Origin of the sequence: Arthrobacter sp. StoSoilB13 (genome assembly GCF_019977255.1) — a bacterium.
In the GTDB taxonomy this organism is placed as follows: domain Bacteria; phylum Actinomycetota; class Actinomycetes; order Actinomycetales; family Micrococcaceae; genus Arthrobacter.
This window is the reverse complement of sequence record NZ_AP024648.1, coordinates 975,052-999,643: the sequence shown is the minus strand read 5'-3', so window position 1 is coordinate 999,643 and position 24,592 is coordinate 975,052. Positions and strand designations below refer to the sequence as shown.

Annotated in this window: 12 protein-coding genes, 1 tRNA gene and 5 pseudogenes; 7 read left to right on the top strand and 11 right to left on the bottom strand. The window is 63.3% G+C overall.

Features of this window, described 5'->3' with window-relative positions; all coding sequences use genetic code 11:
* Both glmU and LDP01_RS16915 read right to left on the bottom strand, forming a co-directional pair.
* Window positions 1-1,500 (bottom strand): bifunctional UDP-N-acetylglucosamine diphosphorylase/glucosamine-1-phosphate N-acetyltransferase GlmU, encoded by a 1,500-nt coding sequence (gene glmU / locus LDP01_RS16920; RefSeq protein ID WP_224091707.1) that lies wholly within the window; start codon window positions 1,498-1,500, stop codon window positions 1-3.
* 124 nt (window positions 1,501-1,624) lie between these two features.
* Window positions 1,625-1,696, bottom strand: a tRNA-Gln gene (locus LDP01_RS16915).
* 263 nt (window positions 1,697-1,959) lie between these two features.
* Here LDP01_RS16915 and LDP01_RS16910 point away from each other — a divergent pair.
* Window positions 1,960-2,559, top strand: a complete 600-nt coding sequence (locus tag LDP01_RS16910; RefSeq protein ID WP_224167487.1) for a TetR/AcrR family transcriptional regulator — start codon at window positions 1,960-1,962, stop codon at window positions 2,557-2,559.
* 901 nt (window positions 2,560-3,460) lie between these two features.
* Here the strand turns inward: LDP01_RS16910 and LDP01_RS16905 are convergent.
* The 5 genes and pseudogenes from LDP01_RS16905 to LDP01_RS16885 all read right to left on the bottom strand — a co-directional run bounded on the left by LDP01_RS16905 (window position 3,461) and on the right by LDP01_RS16885 (window position 9,562).
* Window positions 3,461-5,294: pseudogene (locus tag LDP01_RS16905) on the bottom strand (ABC-F family ATP-binding cassette domain-containing protein).
* Between the two features lie 36 nt (window positions 5,295-5,330).
* Window positions 5,331-6,323 (bottom strand): 4-(cytidine 5'-diphospho)-2-C-methyl-D-erythritol kinase, encoded by a 993-nt coding sequence (locus tag LDP01_RS16900; RefSeq protein WP_224091703.1) that lies wholly within the window; start codon window positions 6,321-6,323, stop codon window positions 5,331-5,333.
* The gene (gene rsmA / locus LDP01_RS16895) at window positions 6,320-7,201 is read right to left on the bottom strand and encodes a 16S rRNA (adenine(1518)-N(6)/adenine(1519)-N(6))-dimethyltransferase RsmA (RefSeq protein WP_224091693.1); all 882 of its coding nucleotides are present in this window, start codon (window positions 7,199-7,201) and stop codon (window positions 6,320-6,322) included. The genes LDP01_RS16900 and rsmA overlap by 4 nt, the downstream gene beginning before the upstream one ends.
* Before the next feature lie 26 nt (window positions 7,202-7,227).
* On the bottom strand, window positions 7,228-8,370 hold the full coding sequence (locus tag LDP01_RS16890; RefSeq protein ID WP_224091692.1) for a resuscitation-promoting factor: 1,143 nt from the start codon (window positions 8,368-8,370) through the stop codon (window positions 7,228-7,230).
* Window positions 8,371-8,664: 294 nt separating this feature from the next.
* Window positions 8,665-9,562: pseudogene (locus LDP01_RS16885) on the bottom strand (TatD family hydrolase).
* 157 nt (window positions 9,563-9,719) lie between these two features.
* Here LDP01_RS16885 and LDP01_RS16880 point away from each other — a divergent pair.
* The 3 genes and pseudogenes from LDP01_RS16880 to LDP01_RS23780 all read left to right on the top strand — a co-directional run bounded on the left by LDP01_RS16880 (window position 9,720) and on the right by LDP01_RS23780 (window position 14,873).
* The gene (locus LDP01_RS16880) at window positions 9,720-10,808 is read left to right on the top strand and encodes an AAA family ATPase (RefSeq protein ID WP_224091690.1); all 1,089 of its coding nucleotides are present in this window, start codon (window positions 9,720-9,722) and stop codon (window positions 10,806-10,808) included.
* A 12-nt stretch (window positions 10,809-10,820) separates the two neighbouring features.
* The gene (locus LDP01_RS16875; RefSeq protein ID WP_224091681.1) at window positions 10,821-12,371 is read left to right on the top strand and encodes a DUF58 domain-containing protein; all 1,551 of its coding nucleotides are present in this window, start codon (window positions 10,821-10,823) and stop codon (window positions 12,369-12,371) included.
* A pseudogene (locus LDP01_RS23780) lies at window positions 12,368-14,873 on the top strand (transglutaminase-like domain-containing protein). Before LDP01_RS16875 ends, LDP01_RS23780 begins: the two are co-directional and overlap by 4 nt.
* A 172-nt stretch (window positions 14,874-15,045) precedes the next feature.
* Here the strand turns inward: LDP01_RS23780 and LDP01_RS16860 are convergent.
* Complete coding sequence (locus LDP01_RS16860; protein WP_223936356.1) at window positions 15,046-16,527, bottom strand: NAD-dependent succinate-semialdehyde dehydrogenase; 1,482 nt, start codon at window positions 16,525-16,527, stop codon at window positions 15,046-15,048.
* 160 nt (window positions 16,528-16,687) lie between these two features.
* Window positions 16,688-17,637: pseudogene (gene rsmI / locus LDP01_RS16855) on the bottom strand (16S rRNA (cytidine(1402)-2'-O)-methyltransferase).
* A gap of 274 nt (window positions 17,638-17,911) precedes the next feature.
* On the opposite strand from rsmI, the gene LDP01_RS16850 reads away from it, so the two are divergent.
* Complete coding sequence (locus LDP01_RS16850; RefSeq protein ID WP_527249090.1) at window positions 17,912-19,555, top strand: dolichyl-phosphate-mannose--protein mannosyltransferase; 1,644 nt, start codon at window positions 17,912-17,914, stop codon at window positions 19,553-19,555.
* Between the two features lie 10 nt (window positions 19,556-19,565).
* Window positions 19,566-21,399 (top strand): annotated as a pseudogene (locus LDP01_RS16845) (AMP-dependent synthetase/ligase).
* Between the two features lie 12 nt (window positions 21,400-21,411).
* Here the strand turns inward: LDP01_RS16845 and LDP01_RS16840 are convergent.
* Window positions 21,412-22,524, bottom strand: a complete 1,113-nt coding sequence (locus LDP01_RS16840; protein ID WP_224091658.1) for a TIGR01906 family membrane protein — start codon at window positions 22,522-22,524, stop codon at window positions 21,412-21,414.
* A gap of 154 nt (window positions 22,525-22,678) precedes the next feature.
* Window positions 22,679-23,674, bottom strand: a complete 996-nt coding sequence (locus LDP01_RS16835; protein WP_224091650.1) for a stage II sporulation protein M — start codon at window positions 23,672-23,674, stop codon at window positions 22,679-22,681.
* Between the two features lie 114 nt (window positions 23,675-23,788).
* Here LDP01_RS16835 and LDP01_RS16830 point away from each other — a divergent pair, with 114 nt between their 5' ends.
* On the top strand, window positions 23,789-24,592 hold the full coding sequence (locus LDP01_RS16830) for an RDD family protein (protein ID WP_224091645.1): 804 nt from the start codon (window positions 23,789-23,791) through the stop codon (window positions 24,590-24,592).

Sequence of the window (24,592 nt, the reverse complement as noted above, 5' to 3'; positions counted from 1 at the left end):
CTATTTGCCCTCTTCTGTGGTTGCTGGAGATTGTGAGGATGTGGAGGCGGGGGTCAGCATGGACTCCTGCGCGGCCTGGGCCAGCTTCGCTGAGTTGGTACCGGGGCGGTTGGCCAGTACCCAGCCTTCGGCGTTTCGCTGCGCGGCCAGGCTAATGGCGAGGGCTCCAGGCGGGACATCCTTGCGGATGACGGCACCGGCGCCGCTGTAAGCGCCATCACCCACGGTCACCGGAGCTACAAAGACGGTGTTTGAACCAGTCCGCACGCCCGAGCCGATCACCGTGCGGTGCTTCTTCTCGCCGTCGTAATTGGCCGTGATGTTGCCGCAGCCGATGTTGGTGTCCTCGCCGATTTCAGCGTCACCTGCGTACCCGAGGTGGGACAGCTTGGAACCGCGGCCGATGGTCACGTTCTTGGTTTCGTAGAAGGCGCCGATCTTGCCGATCTCTCCCAGTACCGTGCCAGGGCGGAGGTAGGTGAACGGACCAACGGTGGCCCCGGCTCCAATGATGGAAGTCGAGCCATGCGTGCGGGTAACCTTGGCACCTTCGGCAACGTTGACGTCCGTCAGCGTCGTATCAGGACCCACGACGGCGTCCCTCGCCACAGTGGTGGAACCGTGCAGTTGCGTATTGGGCAGCAACCGGACGTCTTCATCGAGCCTGACCGTGGAGTCGATCCACGTAGTGGACGGATCCACCACCGTCACGCCCGCCCGCATCCAGGACTCGACGATGCGGCGGTTAAGTTCGGCACCGAGCGCGGACAGCTGGATGCGGTCGTTGGCGCCCTCAACCTGCCACCGGTCCTGGGTGACGACGGCGGCAACCCGGCCACCGGCGTCGCGGGCCAGTCCGAGGACATCGGTGAGGTACATCTCACCCTGCGCGTTGTCAGTGGTGACCTGCGTCAGCGCGTCGCGGAGCACAGCGGCGTCGAAAGCGTAAATGCCGGAGTTGACCTCCAGGATGGTGTGCTCGGCTTCGCTTGCATCCTTGTGCTCGCGAATGCCGGTGACCGTGCCGTCTTCGGCACGAAGGATGCGGCCGTAGCCCGAGGCGTCGTCCAATATTGCTGTGAGCACCGTTACGGCGTTGCCCTGGGCTTCATGGGTGGCCACGAGTTCGCCCAGCAATTCGCCGGTCAGCAGGGGCACATCTCCATAAGTGACAACCACAGTGCCGGTGAGCTCCGCTTCGGCGTCGAGGGCGTTGAGGGCGACCTGGACAGCGCGTCCCGTGCCGGGGATCGCGTCCTGGTCAACGATCAGGGCTTCCGGATCCAGCGCGGAGACGTGTTCTGCCACGCGATCGCGCTCGTGCCGGACAACAAGGGCAAGTTTCCGCGGGTTGATGGAACGGGCGGCGAGGAGGGAGTGGCCCACCATGGAGAGGCCGCCAATTTCGTGGAGAATCTTGGGAGTCCGCGACTTCATTCGCGTCCCGGCACCTGCAGCCAAGACGATGACTGCTGCGGGACCGGTGGTTTCGGGGCTCACGTACTGGCTCTCCTTGCTCGGTTTTGTCCCGGGTAACCCGGCTTCGGAATGCTGCCATTCCAACTGTGGACCCAGGCACCGTTCGAGCTGTTCCAGGTACAGAGTGGAGCGCATTTTCCGACCGTTCCGCCCATAGGATTCGAACCTATACTCCACGGCTCCAAAGGCCGGGGTGCTGCCATTACACCAGAGCGGACCGTGCATGCTTGTACCCCCAGGCGGCAGGGCCTGACGGTATCCCGGATCACCGGGATGCACACACAAGAATCTAGTTTGCCATGACCTTTGCATGGTTCGCGACTTGACCCACTCTGACGGGTCTCCGGATGCCCTGTTACGGCCCGCCCCGATCAGCCGCGCGGCGGGTTAGGGCATGATGGACACGTGAGCAAGCGCACTGAACTTTCCCGGCCCGCAGCCGCCGTCGAGCCTCTGGGAGACCGCCCGATACGGTCAAGGATGACCGGACAACAGCGCCGCTCCCAGCTCATCGGCATTGGCCGGTCGCTCTTCGCAGCCAAAGGCCTGGACGGCACGACCATTGAAGAAATTGCCGCCAGCGCGGGCGTCTCCAAGCCGGTGATCTACGAGCATTTTGGGTCCAAGGAAGGCCTCTACCGGCAGGTTGTCGAGACCGAATTCCGGATACTCCTGGACTCCATCACCGAGGCATTGAGCACCGATGCCAAACCCCGCGTCCTGGTGGAGCGCGCTGCGCTGGCACTCCTTGGCTACATCGAGGAGCGCACAGACGGCTTCCGGATCCTCATGCGCGACGCACCACCGTCCCAGCCCGAGGGCGCCTTCTCAACCTTGCTCTCCCACGTCACAGCGCGTGTGGAACACCTGCTCTCCGACGAATTCGCCCGCCGTGGATTCAGCGCCGCAGATGGCGCCATGTACGCCCAGATGCTCGTCGGAATGGTCGCGATGACAGGCCAATGGTGGCTGGACAGTCGTGAGCCGGACAAACGCGCGGTAGCCGCCCACCTGGTGAACCTGGCCTGGAACGGACTGACCGGGCTGCAAAAGGAGCCCGGTCTCCGATCCGATCCCTGATCTTCTCTCACATCCGAGCGCCTTTCAGGCGATGCGCTCTCACTTCCCCACTGCTTCCGGGCGATGCGCTCTCACATCCCCACCGCTTCCAGGCGATGCGCTCTCACATCCCAACGCCTCTCGGGCGATGCGCGCTCACATCCCAACGCCTTCCAGGCGATGCGCGCTCACATCCCAACGGCTTCCAGGCGATGCGCGCTCACATCCCAACGCCTTCCAGGCGATGCGCGCTCACATCCCTACCGCCTCTCGGGCGATGCGCGCTCACATCCGAACGATCCGGGTCCTTAAATCAGCCCCTGACCGAAACTTCTGCGGACACTAAAAAGAGGCTGCCGGATGCCCGCCACAACGTGCTTTCACATCCCGAGCCACCAAGCGGCCCGGGTTTCCTTCAACATCGAAGGAAAAAATCAACGCCAACCCCGGATCCACCGTTGTCCAGACACTCCCGCCCGGGCGAGGGCAAGCCCTGCGGAAGTGATAGAGCAACGGCTAAAACGCTTCTGGACCTGAGAGAACGTCCCGCAAAAGCCCGCTGGATGTGAGAGAACATTCCGCAAAAGCCCGCTGGACCTGAGAGAACGTCCCGCAAAAGCCCGCTGGATGTGAGAGAACATTCCGCAAAAGCCCGCTGGACCTGAGAGAACGTCCCGCAAAAGCCCGCTGGACCTGAGAGAACATCCCGCAGATACCCGCTGGATGTGAGAGAGCGTTGCAGCAGCGGCGGGCATCCGGAAGCGTGCGTCAAAGGCGAGGAACGAGCCAGCACGCGGAGGATGCGCGCCGCTGCGCCGCCGGCTGCCACTCGCCAGCCGCTGCGCCGCCAGCCGCCAGCCGCCACTCGCCAGCCGCTGCGCCGCCAGCCGCCACTCGCGACGGCAACACCGCTGGCCGCGCCCTATTCGCCGAGGATTTCGGCGGCCTCGAGCCACTCGAGCTCCAGGGCCTTCTTTCTCCTCAAGGAGTTCCTGCAACTTGGCATTGAGTTCGCCCAGTGCGTCGAAGTCCCCGGAGTCGGACTTCGCGGCCATTTGGGTGTGAAGCTTTTCCTCCTGCTGGGCTATCTTGCCGAGCTGGCGGTCGATCCTGTTGAGGTCCTTGCGGGCTTCACGCTTTTCGGCTTCGCTGGCACCGGACGGAGCGGCACTCGACGACGTACCGCCACCCGCAGAAGTCGGCGCACCGGATCCGCCGCCAACAGCGCCGGAAGCAAGTGCCGCTTCACGCAGTTCCAGGTATTGGTCCACACCGCCGGGCAAGCCACGGAGTTTGCCATCGCCAAGGAGTGCCATCTGGTTGTCCGTGACGCGCTCAAGCAGGTACCTGTCGTGGCTCACGACAACCAGCGTTCCGGGCCAACCGTCCAGGACATCTTCGACGGCGGCCAGGGTGTCGGTATCGAGGTCGTTGGTGGGCTCGTCGAGCATCAGTACATTGGGCTCCCCTACCAGCAGGCGCAGGAGTTGGAGCCGGCGGCGCTCACCACCGGAGAGGTCCCTGACGGGTGTCCACTGCTTTTCCTTGGTGAATCCGAGCTGCTCTACGAGCTGGCCGGCGGTGAATTCCTTACCGCCTACGCTAAAGGACCGCTTTTCCCGCTCAATGACTTCAATGACGCGAAGGTCCGAGACGTCGTCGAGCTCCTTCACGTCCTGGGTGAGGACAGCCGTCACCACCGTCTTGCCGCGCTTGACCTTGCCGGAGGTGGGCTGGATTTCGCCGTTGAGGAGCTTGAGCAGCGTGGACTTGCCGGCCCCGTTGACGCCCACCAAGCCCAGCCGTTCGCCAGGTGCGAGCCGCAGGGTGATGTTGTCGAAGAGTTTCTGCCCGTCCGCTCCGTCAACAAAATCGAGGGTCACGTTCTCGAGGTCCAGCACGTCTTTGCCCAGCCGCGCGGTGGCCATCTTGCTGAGGGCTACGGAGTCGCGGGGATCCGGCACGTCGGCAATGAGGTCGTTGGCAGCTTCGATCCGGAACTTCGGCTTGGCAGTTCGTGCCGGCGCACCACGCCGGAGCCATGCCAGCTCCTTTTTGACGAGCTGCTGGCGTTTACCTTCGACGACGGCGGCCATCCGGTCCCGCTCGGCGCGAGCCAAAACGTAGGCAGCGTATCCGCCGTCGAACATGTCCACCATCGCGTCATGGACTTCCCAGGTGTAGTTGCAGACTTCATCAAGGAACCAGCGGTCGTGGGTGACCACCAGGAATGCGCCTTGGTTGGCGCGCCAGCGAGTCTTGAGGTGCTTGGCCAGCCAGGCCACGCCTTCGACGTCGAGGTGGTTGGTGGGTTCGTCCAGCATGATGACGTCGTGGTCTTCGATGAGGAGCTTGGCCAGCGCGACACGACGCTTTTGCCCACCGGAGAGTGCGTGCACGTTGGCGTGCCAGTCGACGTCACCAACCAGGCCGCCCATGACTTCGCGGATCTTGGGGTTGGCGGCCCATTCGTGGTCTGCGCGGTCGCCGACGATCGCTGCGCCGACTGTCAGGTCGCCGTCGAGCACGTCGCCTTGGTCGAGGTAGCCGACGTTGACGTCACCACGTTTGGTGACGCGGCCGGAGTCGGGCGTGGAGCGTAGGGCGAGCAAACGCATGAGGGTTGATTTTCCGTCACCGTTGCGGCCGACCATGCCGATGCGGTCGCCATCCTCCAAGCCGAGGGTGACGCCGTCGAGGACAGTGCGGGTCGCGAACGAAACGGTGAGGTTTTCGCCGCCGAGCAGGTGGGCCAATGGGTACTACTTTCTACTGCTGGAATGCGGGAGCTACTAAAGGAGGGTATCGGAGATGATCCGGGCGCCGGGCACGGGTCCGTGGACGGCAACCGCAGTGTGGCCTCGATGGGTCAGCTCTTCAGCGAGGACGCTGGCGGACACCGAGTCCCTGGCAAGCAGTGCGATGGTGGGCCCGGAGCCTGACACCATGCCTGCCAATGCGCCCCGGGCTTCGCCTAGCCCGATGGTGTCCCTCAACTGTGGGGCAAGCGCAATGGATGCCCGCTGGAGATCGTTGATCAGCACCCGGCTGAGCGCCTCGGGATCGCCGTGCCGCAGGGCCTGGAGGATGGTGGGGTCAACGTCAACGGGCTCCGGAATTTCCACGCCTTCGGAGTCGCGGAGTCCGTCCAGGGTGTGGAACACGTCAGGTGTGGAGAGCCCGTAGTCGGCAAATACCAGCACCCAGTCCATTTGTGCCTTTGCCAGTGCGGGCGACAATTTGTCGCCGACACCGAGTCCGACGGCGGTCCCGCCCAGCAGCGAGAACGGAACGTCTGCGCCCAACTCGGCTGCCAGGTGTGCGAGTTCCTCGCGGGAAAGGCCGCTGTTCCACAGGGCATCGCATGCGAGCAAGGTAGCGGCGGCGTCGGCGGAGCCCCCTCCCATACCTCCGGCGACAGGCACACGCTTGGTGATTTCAAGGTGGACGCCGGTTGGTTTCTCGGATAGCTCAGCCATGATGGCTGCCGCCTTGTAGGCCAGGTTGCGTTCGTCCAGGGGAATATCGACGCCGTCCAGGTCCAGGGTGCTGTTGGGGCTGATGCTGACGGTAATCCCTTCAGCCTCGGTGCTGGTGGCCGCCACTTCCTCGTACAGGGAAACGGCCAGGTAGACGCTTGCCACGGAGTGGTAGCCGTCGGGGCGCAGCGGACCAACACTTAGCGAGACGTTGATCTTCCCCGGCGCTTTGACCCGGACCGTCCTGGCATGGAAGCGATCGCCTACGTATGGCAGGCTGCTGGGTTTGCGGGTGTTCGGACTCATGCGTCCGCTGGGTGGCGGGCTTCGGCGATGCGGACGTAGGCAGAGATGTCCAGGACCTCGCCCCGGGCTGTGGGATCAACGCCTGCGGCGACCAGGCACCGTTCGGCCTCTGCCGCGCTGCCTGCCCATCCGGCCAACGCCGCGCGGAGGGTCTTTCTACGCTGGGCAAAAGCGGCGTCGATGACAGCAAACACCTGTTCCCGGGTGGCGTGCGTGGCGGGTGGGTCATGGCGCGTAAAGGCAACGAGTCCGGAGTGGATTTTCGGAGCTGGCCAAAACACGTTCATGCCGATCACGCCGGCCTTGCGCATGTGCCCGTACCAGGCAGCTTTGACCGACGGCACACCGTAGATCTTGCTGCCTGGAGTTGCTGCCAGGCGGTCCGCGACCTCGTCCTGCACCATGACCAGTCCGTGCTGCAGGCTCGGGAAGTGTTGCAGCAGGTGAAGCACCACGGGGACGGCCACGTTATACGGGAGGTTGGCCACCAGTGCTGTCGGTTGCACGGGCAGTTCCGTGACCCTCATGGCGTCCGAAAGGACCAGGTGGAAGTTGTCTTCAGCCTCGGGCCGCCATGCACGAACGGTCTCGGGGAGCTTCCTGGCGAGCACGGGATCAATCTCAACGGCCACAACAGTCTTGGCCGCATCCAGCAGCCCAAGCGTCAGGGAGCCAAGGCCCGGGCCCACCTCAAGCACGGTTTCGCCGGCGTCGATGTTGGCGGCTGAGACAATCCTGCGGATCGTATTACCGTCAATGACAAAGTTCTGGCCCAACGTCTTGGTGGGGCGGACACCGATTTCCTCGGCTAACCGTCGGATGTCGGTGGCGCCCATCAAAGGCACGACGGCGGCGGGTTCGGAATTCGGTTCAGTCACCTAGGTATCGTATCGCCTGTGCGGGGTCACGCTGCGTGCGCGCAGCCCCAGTCGCTGAGGCCGTTCCTGGCGTAGAGGCGGTTGGCGATATCGATCTGCTGTGCTTTGGTGGCAAGGTTTGCAGTGGGGGCGTAGGCGCCGCCGCCATTGGCCAACCAGGTGGGGCTGGAGAACTGCAGCCCGCCGTAGTAGCCGTTGCCGGTGTTGATGGACCAGTTTCCGCCGGACTCGCACTGGGCGATCCTGTCCCACATAGCTTCGTTCGGGGCGCCGGTGGGACCACTGGAAGTGGCAGCCTTGGCGGCGACGGGGCGGGCCTTCGTTCCGACCATGATCTTTTCGGTAACGGGCTGAGTGGTTACATTGCTGGATACAAGGGTGCGGGAAGCTTCACGGCCATCCACCAAGACCAGCTTGAAGGTCTTCACAACGGAACCTGCGACGCCCTTTTGGGTCACTTTCTCGTCGCCCTTGTAGAGCTCGGCACTATCGGTGCTGACGCTGTCGAACGGTACTTCCTCAGTAGCCTCGGCGGTCTTGCTGGTGTCCACGCGGGAGACCTTGATCACCATGTCCTGGATGACCGGCGCATTTCCGGGCTGGGAGACGCGATCGCTGGCGCCCAGGGTGACTCCGGCGTCCTTCAGGACGCTGGCGACGTCGGGCGCCGTCGTGGTGGTGCTGGTGTCCTTGCCGTCAGCTACCAGGCTGATCGTCTTGGGTGTGGAGATGGAAACGAAGGAGCCTGTGACAGCCAGCGAGGCGTCCTTCGGCTGGGAGATTTCGGAGGAGCTCGCGACTCCCAGTTCACTCACCAGGCCGGCGACGTCCGGTGCGTTGGTGTTGACGGTCTTGCGGGCGCCGTCCAATTCGATGGAGACGGCTTTAGCGAGATTGATGTTGACCACCGAGCCGTTTTCCACTTGGGTATCAAGATCCGGTGAAACGCGGTCTGCGTCCTTCAGCTCGACCTTGGCTGCTTTGACCACTTGGTCAACGGTGCCGCCGAAGGTCTGGATGGAGCTTACCTTGCCGTCTACGTTCAGGGTGATTGTCTTGTTGTTGCCGACGAAGGCGACTACACCGACCACCAGCGCTGCAACAACCAGCAACTGGGCACCGACTTTGAGAAAGCTGAACTTGCCATCCGTTGTGAAGAACTTGATCACGATTGCCCATAACTCTCAGACCATCCGGGCACGGGGAAAAGCGCAAAAAATAATGCCAGCCGCAAAACTGAGGGGCCAGGCAAAAAAGCCTGGTCCCACCCTCTGCTGCCGGCATCTGCGCCGCCAAATACATTCAACTAAAGAGCCCGGACGAATCCGGACCAGTTTTCCGAAGGCCTTCCCCGACCCCGGCTACTTGTTGTACACAGTAACCGATCTGTTATAAACGGACCAAGAATTCTACATACCGGGTATTCATCTCCGGCGGTCCCACAGAGCTTCGAACGCCCCCGATCAGCCCCACGATCCGTAGGCATTTACGGTATTTTCAGCCAGCCTGGCGCAAAGTTCCGAAAGGTCATCTTCTGTCACTTCAGCCATCGAGCGAACTGTGTATGGCACCATGTAGCTCGCATTTGGCCGCCCACGGTACGGGTGTGGCGTGAGGAATGGCGAATCTGTTTCCACCAGGATCCGGCTGGGCTCCGCAATGGACAACGCTGCCCTCAGGTTGCCGGCATTCTTGAACGTCATGGTGCCCGCAAAGGACATGTACCAGCCGTTCTCATTGCAAATGCGTGCCAGCTCCTCATCACCGGAGAAGCAATGGAAAACTACCCGCTCCGGGGCCCCTTCCTCCTTCAATACCTGCACTACGTCATCGTGGGCGTCGCGGTCGTGGATCTGCAGAGTGAGGGCCTAGCCGCTTGGCGATGTCGATGTGCCTTCGGAAGGAGTACCGCTGATGTGCCAGCCCTTCACCGTGGGTTCGGAAGAAGTCCAACCCTGTTTCGCCGATGGCACGGATCCGCGGGTGGGCAGCCAGTTCCTCGATCTCTGCCAGCGCCGATTCCAGCTCCCCCCGCCCCGCGTAGATGGGTGCGTCGTTGGGGTGGATGGCAACCGCTCCCAGCAAGCGGGCATCGGCCTGGACAGCTTGTACCGTGAAGCGCGACGATTCCAGGTCGCAGCCAACCTGGATCGCCCCTTGGACACCAACAGCTTCGGCGGCATCCATGGCGTCCGCAACGCCGACTTCGATCAAACCGTGCCGAAAGTCCAAGTGGGTGTGGTTGTCCATCACCGGGACGGGAAGCGGTTCCGGGGCCGGAGGGTACTCTTTGCGGGAATCCGAGGCTTCTGTTGCACCGGAGGACGCGCGGTAGGGAGCGGGGGCGAGGGAATTGCACATGTTCCCACCTTAATCGGACCGCGGTCCCCCGTGCTGCGGGACAAATTCCAGTTGGCACATAAATTCGCGGAGCACTATGTCAGGGACGGCCAAAGTCTGGGTAGTCTGGAACGGACAGACGGCCGACACCGGCGTTGGCCACGGCTGAAGGGCAATCATGGAGTCCAAGCGACAAGTCACCGTCGAGCCTTCCCCACTTCAGGGCGAGGCGTACAGTGCGCTGCCCCGGGAAGCCGCCGCACTCAATGGACACAAGCCGCAGGTCATGGACGCCGAACGTTTCCACGATGCCAGCGAGCGCATCCTGGCATCCATCGGCAAGGTCATCGACGGCAAGGCGGACGCTGCGAAGCTGGCCCTGACAGTTCTCCTGGCCCAAGGCCACCTCCTGCTGGAGGATGTGCCCGGCGTTGGCAAGACTCTGTTGGCGAAGACACTGGCCCGAACCGTGGACTGCACGGTGTCCCGTATCCAGTTCACCCCGGATCTGTTGCCATCGGACGTGACGGGCGTGTCCATCTACAACCAGTCTTCGCGGCAGTTCGAGTTCCGGCCCGGCGCGGTGTTCGCGAACATCGTGATCGGCGACGAAATCAACCGTGCCTCAGCCAAGACCCAATCCGCGCTCCTGGAGTGTATGGAAGAACACCAGGTGACGGTGGACGGGCATTCATACCAGCTGGGATTGCCGTTCATGGTGGTGGCAACGCAGAATCCCATCGAAATGGAGGGCACTTATCCGCTGCCCGAAGCCCAGCGCGACCGCTTCATGGCCAGGATTTCCATGGGCTATCCGGATCGGGATGCCGAGATCGAGATGTTGGAAACGCATCAGGCGGCCTCTCCCCTGATCAAGGTAACCCCAGTGGTCACGGCAGCCGATGTGGCAGCCATGATTGCAGCCGTCCAGCAGGTCTACGTGTCCACGGCCATCAAGGAATACACCGTTGCCATTGGCCGTGCCACGCGTGAAAGTGCCCGCCTTCGACTCGGTGCCAGCCCGCGGTCCTTGCTGCAGTTGCTGCGCGCCGCGAAGGCCACGGCAGCTTTGGATGGACGCGATTTTGTCCTTCCCGACGACGTCGTGGACGTGGCCGAATCGGTGCTCGCCCACCGCATCATCCTGGACCGCAAGGCTGCGAGTTCCGGCGACACGCCCCAAACAGTCCTGCGGGGCATCCTCGCTTCCCTCCCTGTTGCCCAGGAACCGCCTGGCGCGTGGCGCAGGGACAAGCAAAGCGCATAGGAGACAGCGGGCATGGCACTCGTGGATCGGCTCCCCAAGCATTTGTTCACCAGCCGCGGATGGGGATTGCTCGCCGCCGGGGTGGCCTCGCTGGTCTGCGCTTACATTATGGGCAGACGCGATCTCCTGACTCTTGCCGTCTTCTTGTTGATCCTTCCGTTGGTTGCCCTGGCTGGTGTCCGGGTCTGGAAACCCAAGTTCCAGGTGTACCGGGAATTCAATCCCTCCACCGTGGAAACGTCCACCGCCACCACCGTTCGCCTGGCGGTCGCCCGATCCACATTTTCCACCGGCCACGTGATCATGGAGGAGCAACTGCCTCCACGGTTCGGTGATCCGCCGGCTTTCCGCTTCCCGGCCCGGTCTGCAACAGGCGGAACCAGCCGCTACGAATACCATCTGCGATCCGGCAAGCGGGGACAGTTCCGCATAGGTCCTGTCACTGCCGAGTTCAGCGACCCGTTCGGCTTGTCGTTGCGGCGCCATGCCATCGACGACGGCGACCTCCTCACCGTGACGCCGGCCGCCGTCGAACTTCCCGTAACGGGACTCGCCGGGGCGCGTGGGAACGATGGCGTAACGGCCACCCGGATCAGGGCGAACCCCAGCGACGACGACATCATGACGCGCGAATACCGGCACGGCGATCCGATGCGGCGCGTCCACTGGCCCGCCACGGCGCGGCACGGACAGCTTATGGTCCGCCAGGAGGAATCGGTCACCACTCCGGAAGCCACCATCATCCTTGACCAACGATTCGCGGCCTTCGCCTCCGGCAGCGCCTCGGTTTTCAGCTCGCACGACGACGACTCGGACCTGGTGACCAGCCCGAATTTTGAGTGGGTTGTGACAGCGGCAATGTCCATCAGCGCGCACTTGGCCGAACGGAACTACTCGCTGCGCGTCCTGGACGCCTTCGGTAGCCCGGCCTTCATTCGCTCGCCGTCGGCACCGGATCCGGGCGTGGAAGAGTTCAGTGGCGTTGCCGGCCTTCATGCCATTGCCGAAGGTTTGGCCGCCATTGAGTTGAGCGGACCGAAGCACCACTGGGTTGACCACCACAGGGCTGAACATCACAGGGCCGGAGAAAATAGTCCGGGGCATGCCCGGCGCTCCCCCGAACCTACCGGTTCCGTGCCTAACCGCAGTGGGGCCTTGGAGGTGCCGGGCCAGGAAAGCGTTGATTCGGTCTTCGACGACCGCCTCATGGACAAGCTCGCTGCGCATCGTTTGCGCGGGCCGCTCCTTGCCTTGCTTGGCAATCTGACCCTTGCCGAGGCCAAAGCCCTTGCTCCGGCGGCCGGCTACGGTGCCAACGCCTTCGCGATAGTAGTCACGGACCCTCAAAGCAGCAACGAGTCCCGCAACCATGACTCCCGGAACCCGGACTTCCGAAACAAGGATGATGTCCTGGAAACCTTGAGGCAGGGCGGCTGGAAGGCTGTCTCCGTCACCTCGAAGACACCACTGACAGCGGCCTGGTCCGGCTTCGACGAAGGCGGCCTGCTGGTTGCTGCGAGCGCGGCAATGGACGTACGGCGCGGAGCGGCGGTGCCGCGATGACCGCAACGTCCCATCGTGGGTCCCCTGCAACATTCCAGCGGGGCGTTCCCCATCAGGGTGCCAGCGGAGACGGGCCCGCCCCCGCTTCACCTCAACAACGGCCGCAGGCTCCCGGCCTCTACCCGTGGATCATGGCTGGTTCCGTTGCCGTGGCCGTTCTTGGTGCGGCCATATCCCTGAATGGAGTGTTCAGGGGCTGGGCCTGGTTCATGCCGCTGATCACCACCGTTGTAGTGGTGGCCCTGACACTGGCCATCCTGCGGACCCTCCGGATCCAGCCCTTGGTTACCACGCTGGGTGCCTTGGCAGCATTGGCCGGCATACTCAGTTTCACGTTCTGCCGGCAGGACAGCTTCCTGGGCTTCATCCCTACCACCGGCACGTTTGCCGCGGTAGGCCGGCTCATCAAGCGGGCCGCCGAGACGGTTGTGTCCGAGAGCGCTCCGGTGGCCCCTAACGCGGGGATTGTCTTCGTCACCTGTGCGTGCCTGGGACTTCTGGTGATCCTGATCGATGCTTTGGCCGTCCCGCTATCGATGCCGGCGGCCAGTGGAATCGGACTCCTTGCGGTCATGGTGGTTCCTGCAACCATCAAGCCGCAAAGCGTAGGTGTCGCTGGATTCGTTGGGGCCACGGTGGGATATCTGCTCATTCTTGGTTGCAGCCATTGGTTCGCCCCTGACGCCAGGCTGCAGTCCGGAGCACCACGAAGTTCCGGCCAGATCAGGCGCTCCCTGGTGACGGGGGTGCTGGCACTGGGTTTGGCATTGGTTGTTCCGCTGGCCATTCCCGGGTTTGAAACAGGCACCTTCCCGCAAGGCTCGCGGTTGAGCCCTTGGGGTACCTCGAACGGCCTCAATCCGATGATCACGCTGGGTAACAGTCTTCGCAGTCCCACGGGGGCAGGACGCATCACGTACTCCACCAGTTCCAGCGCAGCCACTTACCTGAGGTCTGTCACCATTGACCACTTCGACGGCGAAACCTGGGCACCTGATGACCGCTCCGCCACACGGCGGGGCCGGGGTGGACCGGATAGAGCCGGGTTACTCCATCCAGGGAGAAGTCGTGAATGCGGTGACGTCCATCAACGCGGGCTTGTTCACCAGCCCGTACTTACCGGCGCCGTTCGCCCCCGTTTCCGTTAACGGGCTGAACGGCCGTTGGACCTGGGATCCGGCCACCCTCAGCATCATGAGTACGGAGACGAGCACGCTGGCCCAACGCTATGTGGTCTTCTCGGCGGCACCCAAGATCAGTGCGCAGGCCCTGTCCCAGGCAACAGGTAAGCCAAAATCCATTTCGGAGGACTTCCTCCGCGTTCCAGGGAACCTGCCAAGCATTGTTCGCCAGACGGCGGAGCAGGTCACGTCTTCGGCAGGCAACAACTACGCCAAGGCGCTGGCGATCCAGAAATACCTGCGTTCCAGTGAATTCACGTATTCCCTTCAAGCGCCGGTGCAAAACGGGTATGACGGCAACGGGTTGTCGGTCCTGGCGGACTTCCTGGCGGTCAAGAGCGGCTATTGCGTCCACTTCTCCTCCGCCATGGCGGTGATGGCCCGCGTGGAGGGCATCCCCAGCCGCATTGCGGTGGGATACGCACCCGGGCGGCTGACGGGCGAGACCGTGGCTTTGGTTGGCCAGGGATCGTTCCCTGAGTATGAGGTAGATGCCCGTGACGCGCACGCTTGGCCCGAGCTCTACTTCGAAGGACTGGGATGGGTGCCCTTTGAGCCGACTCCTTCCCGTGGGGTTGTTCCGGAATATGCCACCGAGTCCTCAGTCCCGGGCAGCCTGAGCACCAATGCTGACGAGAAGGACGTTCCAGGCACCGCCGTGACGCCTCCCCCCACCACCGTTCCGCTGCCGGGAGGCGACGCGCAAACTGCCGGCTCTGCGCCCCGTGACCCGCTGCCAACGGTTATTGCCACGATTGCGGCAGTGCTGTTGCTCGCTGCTTTCCTTGGCTCGCCGAGGCTGAGCAGGGTAGTCCTGCGACGCCGCCGGCTCAATCCCAAGGAACCAGCGGACCGTGGATCGCCTGACGCTTACCACGACTCTGCAGCCCTCGCATGGGCAGAGTTGCGGGACCTCGCCACTGACTATGGTGTACCGTCCACTCCCAGTGAAACGCCAAGGCACTTTTCGTCCCGGCTCCGTTCAAGTTCCATTCTGGGTGAGGCCGGGGGTCTCGACGACGCCGCACATGCCGCCGTCGCTTCACTCACCACGGACTTCGAACGGCAACGTTATGGTCGCCCGATGGAGGCAGCCTCGCCGGCTGCTGCCAGGATCGCTGTTGTTCGTGACTCGTTACGGAACAATGCCAACTGGCTGGTCCGCTTCCGTGCGAACTGGCTGCCGCCGTCGCTCATGCGCCGCTGGTTCCACGCACTCGGTGCCCCCTCCCGCGCTGTGGGGTCCCTGTTCCGGCGGACGGGGCAAGGGATTGCCGGATCATGGCGCGCGCTCAGGGGACTTCTCCCGCAACGCCGCTAAGACCGCGATCCCACGTGGGAACAGCAAAGGGCCCGACTCCGGAACTTATGGCTCCGGGGTCGGGCCCTCTGCTTGTCTCTACCGTTCTTGTTGCGAGAGCGGTGGACGGAACCCCTGGACTGGTCGGGGTACGGACCTGGTCAGGGTACGGGACTCAGTCGGGGTACAGGACCTAGTCGGCGTACGGGTCGGCGATACCTACGTACTGGGTGTAGAGGTACTCTTCGATGCCTTCGGAGCCGCCTTCGCGGCCCAGGCCGGACTGCTTGACGCCACCGAACGGTGCAGCGGCGTTGGAGATGACACCGGCGTTGAGGCCGAGCATGCCGGTCTCAAGCTTCTCGCTGACCCGCAGGCCCCGGTTGAGGTCCTTGGTGAAGACGTAGGCAACCAGGCCGTATTCGGTGTTGTTGGCCAGGCGGATGGCGTCGTCTTCGGTGGAGAACGTGACGATTGGGGCCACGGGTCCGAAGATTTCTTCCTGGAGAATGCGGGAGTCGGCGGCGACGTTCTTCAGCACAGTGGGCTGGTAGAAGTAGCCGGGACCGTCGACGGCGGCACCACCGGTGACTGCTGTTGCACCTCCTGCTACGGCTTCAGTGACGAGGGCGTGCACACCGTCGCGGGCCTTGCCGTCGATCAGCGGACCAACCTTGGACTCCGGCTCGGTACCGCGGGCTGTGGTGAGGGAACCAATCTTCGCGGCGAACTTCTCGGCGAAGGAGTCGGCGATGGACTCGTGCACGATGAAGCGGTTTGCTGCGGTGCAGGCCTCGCCCATGTTGCGCATCTTGGCCGCGATGGCACCTTCAACGGCCTTGTCCAGGTCAGCATCCTCGAAGACGACGAACGGTGCGTTGCCGCCAAGTTCCATGGACGTGCGCAGGACCTTGTCCGCGGCTTCACGGATCAGTGCCTGGCCAACCGGGGTGGAGCCGGTGAAGGAGATCTTGCGGAGGCGGTCATCCTTGATCAGCGGTCCGGTGACAGCACCGGCCGTGGAGGTCTGGATGACGTTCAGGACACCTGCGGGAAGGCCGGCTTCCTGCATCACCTGCGCGAAGAGCAGGCTTGTCAGCGGGGTGAGGTTGGCGGGCTTGAGCACCATGGTGCAGCCAGCGGCGACGGCCGGGGCTACCTTGCGGGTGGCCATGGCCAGCGGGAAGTTCCACGGCGTGATGAGCAGGCAGGGTCCAACCGGCTTCTTCTGAACGAGCAGGCGGTTCTTGCCGTCCGGGGCTGCGGAATAGCGGCCCGAAACACGGACAGCTTCCTCGGAGAACCAGCGCAGGAATTCGGCGCCATAGGTGACCTCGCCGCGGGCTTCGGCCAGGGGCTTGCCCATTTCGAGGGTCATCAGCAGCGCGAAGTCTTCGGCGCGCTCGGTGACGAGTTCGAAGGCACGGCGCAGGATCTCACCGCGTTCGCGCGGTGCCGTGCGTGCCCAGTCAGCCTGGGCGGCAGCAGCGGCGTCCAAGGCCGCGGCACCGTCTTCAGCACCGGCGTCGGAGATGCTGAGCAGGACCTTGCCCGTAGCCGGGTCCTCAACATCAAAAGTCTTTCCGGATCCCGCCGGACGCCACTGACCGTTGATCAGCAGGCCGGTGGGGACGGAAGCCAGCAGTTCGCTTTCGCGTTCAACCGTTACAGTCATGGCGACTCCTTCGTCTTGGGTGCATTGGAGGGTTGCACCACTAGGGTTCCTTGCCAGAATTGGCTTGAATTACTGCCACGGTACTGCCATGCAAGAAGCAGTGTCTACGCCTTCACGCACTGCCATGCGCCCGCCAAATTGTGCACCTGCACAGGGATGATCAGCGTGCTGCAAGCACCGCCGAATACAGCTCCCGCTTGCTGACACGGGCGTCATCGGCCACGGCGGCGACGGCTTCCTTCAACCGGATTCCCTGGGAGATGAGCTCGTTCACGGCAGCTACATGGTCTTCCGGCTTGCCGGGAGCCTGCTCGGGAGCGCCACCCACAACCACGGCAATTTCGCCGCGGACTTCATTGTTTTCTGCCCACTCCAGGAGTTCGCGCAGTGTTCCGCGGATGACTTCCTCGTAGGTCTTGGTCAATTCCCGGCAAACAGCCACCCGGCGTTCCGGTCCGAAGCGCTCGTGCAGCGCCCGAAGCATCACTTCAAGCCGGTGCGGAGCCTCAAAGAAAACCATGGTGCGGCGCTCGTCAGCCAAGTCCGCCAGGCGGGAATTCCGCTCCCCCCGACTTCCGTGGCAGGAAGCCTTCGAAGCAAAACCGGTCTGTGGGCAGTCCGGAAAGCGCAAGGGCCGTCAGCACGGCGGAAGGTCCCGGCACGGCAGTGACGGTCAGGCCCGCGGCAACGGCTCCCTCCACTAAACGGAATCCAGGGTCTGAAACCGCCGGCATCCCGGCGTCGCTGACCATCAGGATGGTCTTGCCGGCCCGCACATACTCAAGCAGTTCACCGGTCTTGGCTACCTCGTTGTGTTCGTGATAGCTGATGACGCGCCCGGACACCTCCACGCCCAAGGCCCTGGACCAGACGATGCAGGCGACGGGTGTCCTCGGCTGCGACGATGTCCGAGGTCGCCAGGAGTTCGATCAAGCGGGAGGATGCATCGCCCACGTTGCCGATGGGGGTGGCGGCAAGCACAATCCTGCCGCTTGCCGTGGTTGCGCCCGTGTCGGCACCGGCTTCGGGTTCCTGGGCCGCGTCCGGTTCATCAACCGCCGATGCATCATCAAAGGGGGCTTCGTCCGGGGTGCTGTGTTGTTCGTCCACCTGCCAAGCCTAATGCCGCGCGCACTTCAACGCCGCAGCAAGAGCGCACTTCAACGCCGCAGCAAGGATGGAACGGTAGCATGGGCGGGTGAGCCAGTCCCCCGTTCCCACCACCGATTCCGGAACCCCCGCAGTGTCGGCATTACCTTCCGGGGCCACGGACGTGGCGGCAAGCAACGGCTCCGGAGAGCCGGCCCAGGAAACAGCGGCCAGGGGAACTACCTCATGGCGGCCTCCGTCCAGGCAGGACGACCCCGCCGGCAGCAACAGCAAGCTGCCTCCCGGACGCGGGCTCGAAGGCCACCGCTGGATCGCCAGACCTGCTGCGGCCTTCTCGGTGGACGCCCTGACATCGCGTTTGATCGGCGGGATCCAAAGCTGGCGGGATTACCCGCCGTCGCTGCGTTTATGGTTCTGGTTGATTCCCGCCATTACCGCCGCCATCGGCGGAATCCTGCGTTTCTTCCGTCTTGAGGTCCCCCACAGCCTGGTCTTCGACGAAACGTATTACGTCAAAGACGCGTATTCGTACCTCGTCAGCGGATACGAACGCAGCTGGCCAGCCAACGCCAACGATTCCTTCAACGCCGGCAATCCCGAGATCCTGCTCAATACCCCGGAGTACGTGGTTCATCCTCCGGTGGGGAAATGGATGATTGCCTTCGGCATGTGGTTGTTTGGGGCTGACAATCCGTTCGGCTGGCGTTTTGGTGCCGCCCTGACCGGGACGCTCACGGTCTTCCTGCTCTCACTCATCACGCTGAAACTCTTCCGTTCCCACACGCTTGGCGCAGTGGCCGGCTTGCTGCTCGCGGTTGACGGCCACCACCTTGTGTTGTCGCGAACGTCCCTGCTGGACATCTTCCTTGCGTTTTGGATCCTTGCCGCCTTTGGTGCTTTGCTTTTGGACCGCGACGACGGCCGGCGTCGCCTTGCTTCCAGGCTGGCCGCCCGTGCGTCTGCTTCATCCGACGGCCGGCCCTCGGCCAAGCAACTGTTGGCCGGCCCCTGGTTGGGGATGCGTTGGTGGCGCCTGGTTGCCGGGATTTGCCTCGGACTGGCTGTGGGCACCAAATGGTCTGCGCTGTTTTTCGTCGCGGCGTTCGGCTTGTTGACAGTCTTCTGGGACATGAGCGCCCGCCGCATTGCCGGGATCCGCAGCTGGCCCAGTGCAGCGGTCATCAAGGATGGACTTCCGGCTTTCCTGACCATTGTCCCGATCGCGGCGGCCACGTACGTCGCCACGTGGACCGGCTGGTTCCTCTCCAAGGATGCCTACTACCGCCAGTGGGCGGCCACCAATCCGGCGCCCGGGTGGGATTGGCTGCCCAATTCCGTGCGTTCCCTGGCGCACTACCACCTTGAGGCATACAAGTTCCATCAGGGCCTCAGTGCCGACCACCCGTACGAATCCAGCCCCTGGACCTGGCTGGTCATGGGCAGGCCCACCTCGTTCTATTACCAATCGCCCAAGCAGGGCACTGCCGGCTGCATTGCCGAGACGTGTTCCTCGGCCATCCTGCCCGTCGGCAACCCCATTGTCTGGTGGGGCGGCACCATTGCCCTGGTGATCCTGCTCTTCTGGTGGGCAGGCCGGCGGGATTGGCGCGCCGGGGCCATCCTCGTTGGAGTCGGGGCTGGATACCTGCCGTGGTTCATGTATCCCGAACGCACGATGTTCATCTTCTACGCAGTTTCCTTTGAACCGTTCCTGGTGCTGGCCCTGACGTATGTCCTGGGGTTGGTGCTGGGCCGCACCACCGATCCTCCTTGGAGGCGGAGATACGGACTCTACATAGTGGGCTCGGTTGTGGTGCTGGCCGTGCTGGCAACAGCGTTTTTCTACCCCGTGCTGACCGCCGAAGTCATCAGCTACCAGGAGTGGCGGATGAGGATGTGGATGCCATCGTGGATCTAGGAGGAGGATCGTGAGGGAGGCAAGCACGGAGCTTCTGGTCGAGGCCGACGAGAATTCCAACGTGACCGATCTCCTTCTGGAACGATGCGCCAAGGACCCGTTCGGCAACCTTTACGCCCACAAGACAGCCAATGGGTGGCTCAACGTGCCTGCTGCACGCTTCCTCGCGGACGTCCAGGCACTGGCCAAGGGCCTCATTGCAGGGGGCGTCAACCCCGGCGATCCCGTGGCAGTGCTATCCCGTTCAAGTTTCGAATGGACCTTGGTGGACTTCGCCATCTGGATGGCTGGCGGAGTTACCGTACCCATTTATGAAACGTCTTCGGCAAGCCAGATCGAGTGGATCCTCGCCGATTCCGGTGCCCGGCGCATCTTTGTGGAAGACACCTCCAAAGCAGACCTGCTTCACACCCTCGTTGAGAAGTCCACAGCTTTGGGTGAGGACCCGGTGACGATCATCCGCATGGAGCACGACGGTGAGGCCCCGAACCTGACCAGCCTTGCCGCCGTCGGAATTGGCATTATGGATGCCGAACTTGAGCGCCAGCGCAGCGCCGCCAACTTGTCCGATGTAGCCTCGATCGTCTACACCTCCGGCACAACCGGCAAACCCAAGGGCTGCGAAATCACGCATGGCAACTTCGTGCTCGTTGCCCGGAACGTCATCCCGTTCCTCCCCGAACTGTTGATGCAGCACGGCTCGCGAACGTTGATGTTCCTACCGCTGGCACATGTCCTGGCAAGGGCAGTCCAGGTGGTCTGCCTCACCGCAGGCGTCACGTTGGGGCACAGCCCGGGTGCCAGCGGCCTCATGGCGGACCTGGGCGCCTTCAAACCGACCTTCCTGCTCGCAGTTCCCCGCATCTTCGAAAAGGTCTACGCCGGCGCCGGACACAAAGCGGCAATGTCAGGCAAGTCCCGGCTGTTCGCCGCTGCGTCCGCGGCCGCCGTCGAATATTCGACGGCGGTAGACCTCGCCGCCCGCGGGCAGGGGCCAGGTCCGGGTTGGTTCCTTAACCTCAAGCATTCGGCATTCAACAAGCTCCTCTACCCCAAGGTGCGGGAGGTCTTTGGCGGCGCCATCGGCTACACCGTGTCCGGGGCCAGCCCCCTCAGCCTCCGGGAAAACCATTTCTTCCACGGTGCCGGGATCCCTGTCCTTGAGGGCTATGGCCTGACCGAAACCACTGCGCCCTGTACCGTCAACACGCCAAGCATGTCCCGTATAGGGACCGTTGGCATACCGCTGCCCGGCACCACCATCCGGGTGGCCCCGGATGGCGAGGTGCTGGTCAAGGGGATCGGCGTGTTCAAGGGCTACCACCGCAATGAGGCCGCCACCGCTGAGGCCTTCGTCGACGGCTTCTTCCGCACAGGAGACCTTGGCGAGCTTGACCCGGACGGGTTCCTGACCATCACAGGCAGGAAGAAAGACCTGTTGGTCACCGCAGGGGGCAAGAACGTCGCACCCGGTCCCCTCGAAGAGAAACTGCGGGAGCACCCGCTTGTGGGACAGGGCCGTGGTGGTGGGCGACGGCAAGCCGTTCGTTGCAGCACTGGTGGCCCTGGATCCTGAAGGGCTTGAAGACTGGTGCGCCGAGAACAAGCGCGACGCCATGTCCCCCAGTGAAGCCGCCGGGGACGAGCGCGTTCGTGCAGCAGTTCAGTCTGCGGTGGACGAAGCGAACACTCTGGTGTCCTCGGCCGAATCCATCCGTAAGTTTGGCTTTATCACTGCGGATCTCAGCGTCGAGTCCGGGCACCTGACGCCGTCGCTCAAGCTGAAGCGGGCCGCGGTGGTTAAGGACTTCTCCTCGTTGGTGGAGAAGCTTTACGAAAAGTAGCGCCCCGCTCGTTTATGCGACGGTTTCGCCGGTGTCCTTGCGGACACCAGGGGTATCGCTTTCGTCGTCGATCTCCGTTGAGGATGCTTCTTCTTCGGCCGCTGACTTTGCGTCCAAACCACGACGACGACGCGTTGGCCAGGTGAGGATGAAGGTGATCGTTGCGGCCAGGAACACGAGCGCTCCAATGACGATTCCGGCATCCACCCAGAACTGTCCCGGGAAGAGACGAATGAGCGTGTCTTCCAGCGAGAATGTCCAGGTTCCATTGGCGAAGAAGATCCGGTGGAACTCCGTGAAGAACTGCTGCCAGCTCAGGGCTGCCAGCACTGCAAGGCCGATGATGATGACCAAGGTGACGATGGAGCCGGCGAAGAGCCCGCGCCGAACGCCGCCTGTACTGCGCTTACGCAAGTAGGCAATGGCGATGATGCTCAAAAGAATGAGCAGCAGGCCGGCACCGAACGAGGACAAAATGACCATCTTTACGTCCGCCATGTGCGCGACTTCGCTGTCCTTGAAAAGCTTGGCGCCGTCCTGGTTTACCAAGCCACCCAAATATCTGGGCCCGGACCAATTGCTCAGGTAGTCCACAGCATAGGAGCCGTAAGTCATGCGATCGTCCGTGCTGAACCCGTAACCGTCTCCGGGGAAACCCGGCCGGTTGTATTCAACCCAGAGGAAGAGGGGGCTGGTCACTGCGCGGACAGCCAGCACCAAGAGGATCACAGGGAAGAAGACGGCGAGCAATACCTGGAAAATGCGGGGGCCGATCGGCTTGACCTTTGCAGCCTGTTCGCGTTCCGCATTACGCCTGGCAACTTCGTCCTCCGGCGGACGAACCTGGAGGGCCGACGTCGGCAACGGTTCCGAATAGTGTGCCGGTTGGCGACTTGCGGGCGCATCTGCCACCGTCTCCGCGAAAAGCGGTGGCTCCGGCTCAACATCCGCAGCCTCGGCAGCCTTCCGGTCAGCGCGGCTCTCGGGCTGAACCGGGACCGGACCTGAGGGAGCAGCAGAAGAACCACCAGGCGCCTTGGGCTTCATCCAGTCAAAGGCCGGCTCGTCGGGGTCCTCGTGGACGTCCGTCCCCGGATCTTGTGGTTTTGGGCTCTTGTCACTCACAGCGGTTTCACTTCCGTAGGCATCCCACCGGCCTGACCATACTGCCGGCACTCTTGTCTGCATTCGAGCCTACAGTCCGGCTTTGGGCGGAGACGAGGAGCCACCCCGCGTTGGGCAAGATCGAAACGCAACTGTAAGGTGCGGGCGTGTCCGCCTAGACAGCAATCCCCCGGTAGCCGGCGTCATGGCTGTCAAGATCGCCGGTAGCGCCCGAGCGGAATGAACGTCCACCCACAACCAGGGTGTACGTCCAAAAGGCCACCAGGACCAGCGCCCCGATCGCGATCTTCATCCAGACAGGCAACGGGCTTGGTGTCACGAATGCTTCCACCAGGCCCGAGATGAGAAGAACGAGGACCAACCCGAGGGCAACCGTGATGAGCGAACGCCCTTCGTCCGCCACGGCCTGCATCCGGGTCCGGGGTCCGGGCCGGACCATCGACCAAAAAATTTTCAGCCCGGCTGCGCAGGCGATGAACACCGCGGTCAATTCCATGAGCCCGTGCGGAAGGATGTAGCTGAAGAAGACATCCAGCTTTCCCGCGGAGGCAAACACGCCGGCTGCCGCACCCACGCCCTGGGCGTTGAGGAAGAGAATCATGGGCACCCAAAACCCCGTAATTCCGAACGCAACGGCTTGGGCTGAAATCCAGGCGTTATTGGTCCAGACCGCGCCGGCAAAGGACGCAGCCGGATTCTCCGAGTAGTAGTCGATGAAGTCGTCTTCAATGTACTGACGCACCCTGTCATCGCCGCCAAACGCGGCCCGCAGCGCCTCGGGCGACGTCCCGATCCACAGGGCGTACGCCCCACTCACCAGCACGAAGAACATCCCACACCACACTGTTAGCCATCGGAGTCTGTAGAACGCCGCCGGCAAGGCGATAACGAAGAAACGGGCGAGGTCTTCCATGAAGTTCGAACGTGCCCCGGTGAACCTGGTTCGAGCCTGGGCAAGCGCGGCAGACAGCGATGAGGACAGGGCCGTCTCGGGAGCCACCGAGCGGATAAGGGACAAATGTGCGGAGACAGTCTGGTACAGGCGCAATAGTTCGTCGGCCTCGGACCCAGTGAGCCGCCGCTTATGTGCCAAAAACGTCAGCCGCGACCATTTGTCCCCATGCACGGCCGAAAAGGCATCGATGTCCACGGCACCACCCTATCCCTGCCTGCCCTATTCCTGTCTGCCCTGATGGTCGCGGCTAGACTCGTTGATGCGGGTACATGATGCGCCCGCCGCGATTGCTGGCCACCGGGGGCGGACTTGAGTTCAATCATCACAGGCGAGGCAGTGGTCCTGGAGTTGCGCCCGGCGTCCTTCGCCGCCCGCGCGCTGGGGCTCATTCTGGACGTCATTGCCAACGTCCTGCTCCTGATCCTCCTCATCATCCTGGTCCTCTCCGCCGCCCGGGATCTCGATGAAGCCGCGGTCCGGGCCATGGTCCTGGCCTGTGTCGTCTTCTCCTTCGTCATCGTTCCCGTCGGTGTGGAGACGCTCACCCGCGGCCGCTCCTTGGGGAAGCTGGCCGCGGGCCTGCGTGTGGTCAGGGACGACGGCGGCTCCATCCGGTTTCGGCACGCGGTCATCCGTGGGCTGCTCGGGTTCCTCGAGATTTACATGACTTTCGGTGGCCTCGCTATCGGAGTGGCGCTCTTCAACGACAAGTCCAAGCGCCTCGGCGACGTCGTAGCAGGCACTTACTCCCTGCGGCAGCGCGTGCCCTCCGAGCCGAGGATCTTTCCCGGCGCTCCGCCATACCTCCAACCATGGGTGGCCTTAGCGGACATAGGCCGGATCCCCGACGCCACAGCCCGCCGGGCCGGAACCTTCGTTCAGCAGGCGTACCTCATGGCACCATCCTCACGCGCCAGGATGGCCGCAGCGCTGGCCTCCGAGCTGGCCAACTACGTCGCGCCGCCACCGCCAGCGGGAACGATTCCCGAGGACTACATAGGGGCGGTCCTCGGTGAGCGACGCAACCGCGAATTTGCCCGCCTCCGCACGGCGGAACAGCGCAACGCAGCCATCGGCGAAAGGCTCCGCAAGCTGCCGTTTACCCAGGGCTGA

Bases quoted from the DNA above. Each gene is read 5' to 3' on its own strand.
- LDP01_RS16910 (WP_224167487.1), top strand. From the start codon at position 1,960: ATGACCGGACAACAGCGCCGCTCCCAGCTCATCGGCATTGGCCGGTCG.
- LDP01_RS16875 (WP_224091681.1), top strand. From the start codon at position 10,821: ATGGCACTCGTGGATCGGCTCCCCAAGCATTTGTTCACCAGCCGCGGA.
- LDP01_RS16900 (WP_224091703.1), bottom strand. From the start codon at position 6,323: ATGAGTCCGAACACCCGCAAACCCAGCAGCCTGCCATACGTAGGCGAT.
- LDP01_RS16860 (WP_223936356.1), bottom strand. From the start codon at position 16,527: ATGACTGTAACGGTTGAACGCGAAAGCGAACTGCTGGCTTCCGTCCCC.
- LDP01_RS16880 (WP_224091690.1), top strand. From the start codon at position 9,720: ATGGAGTCCAAGCGACAAGTCACCGTCGAGCCTTCCCCACTTCAGGGC.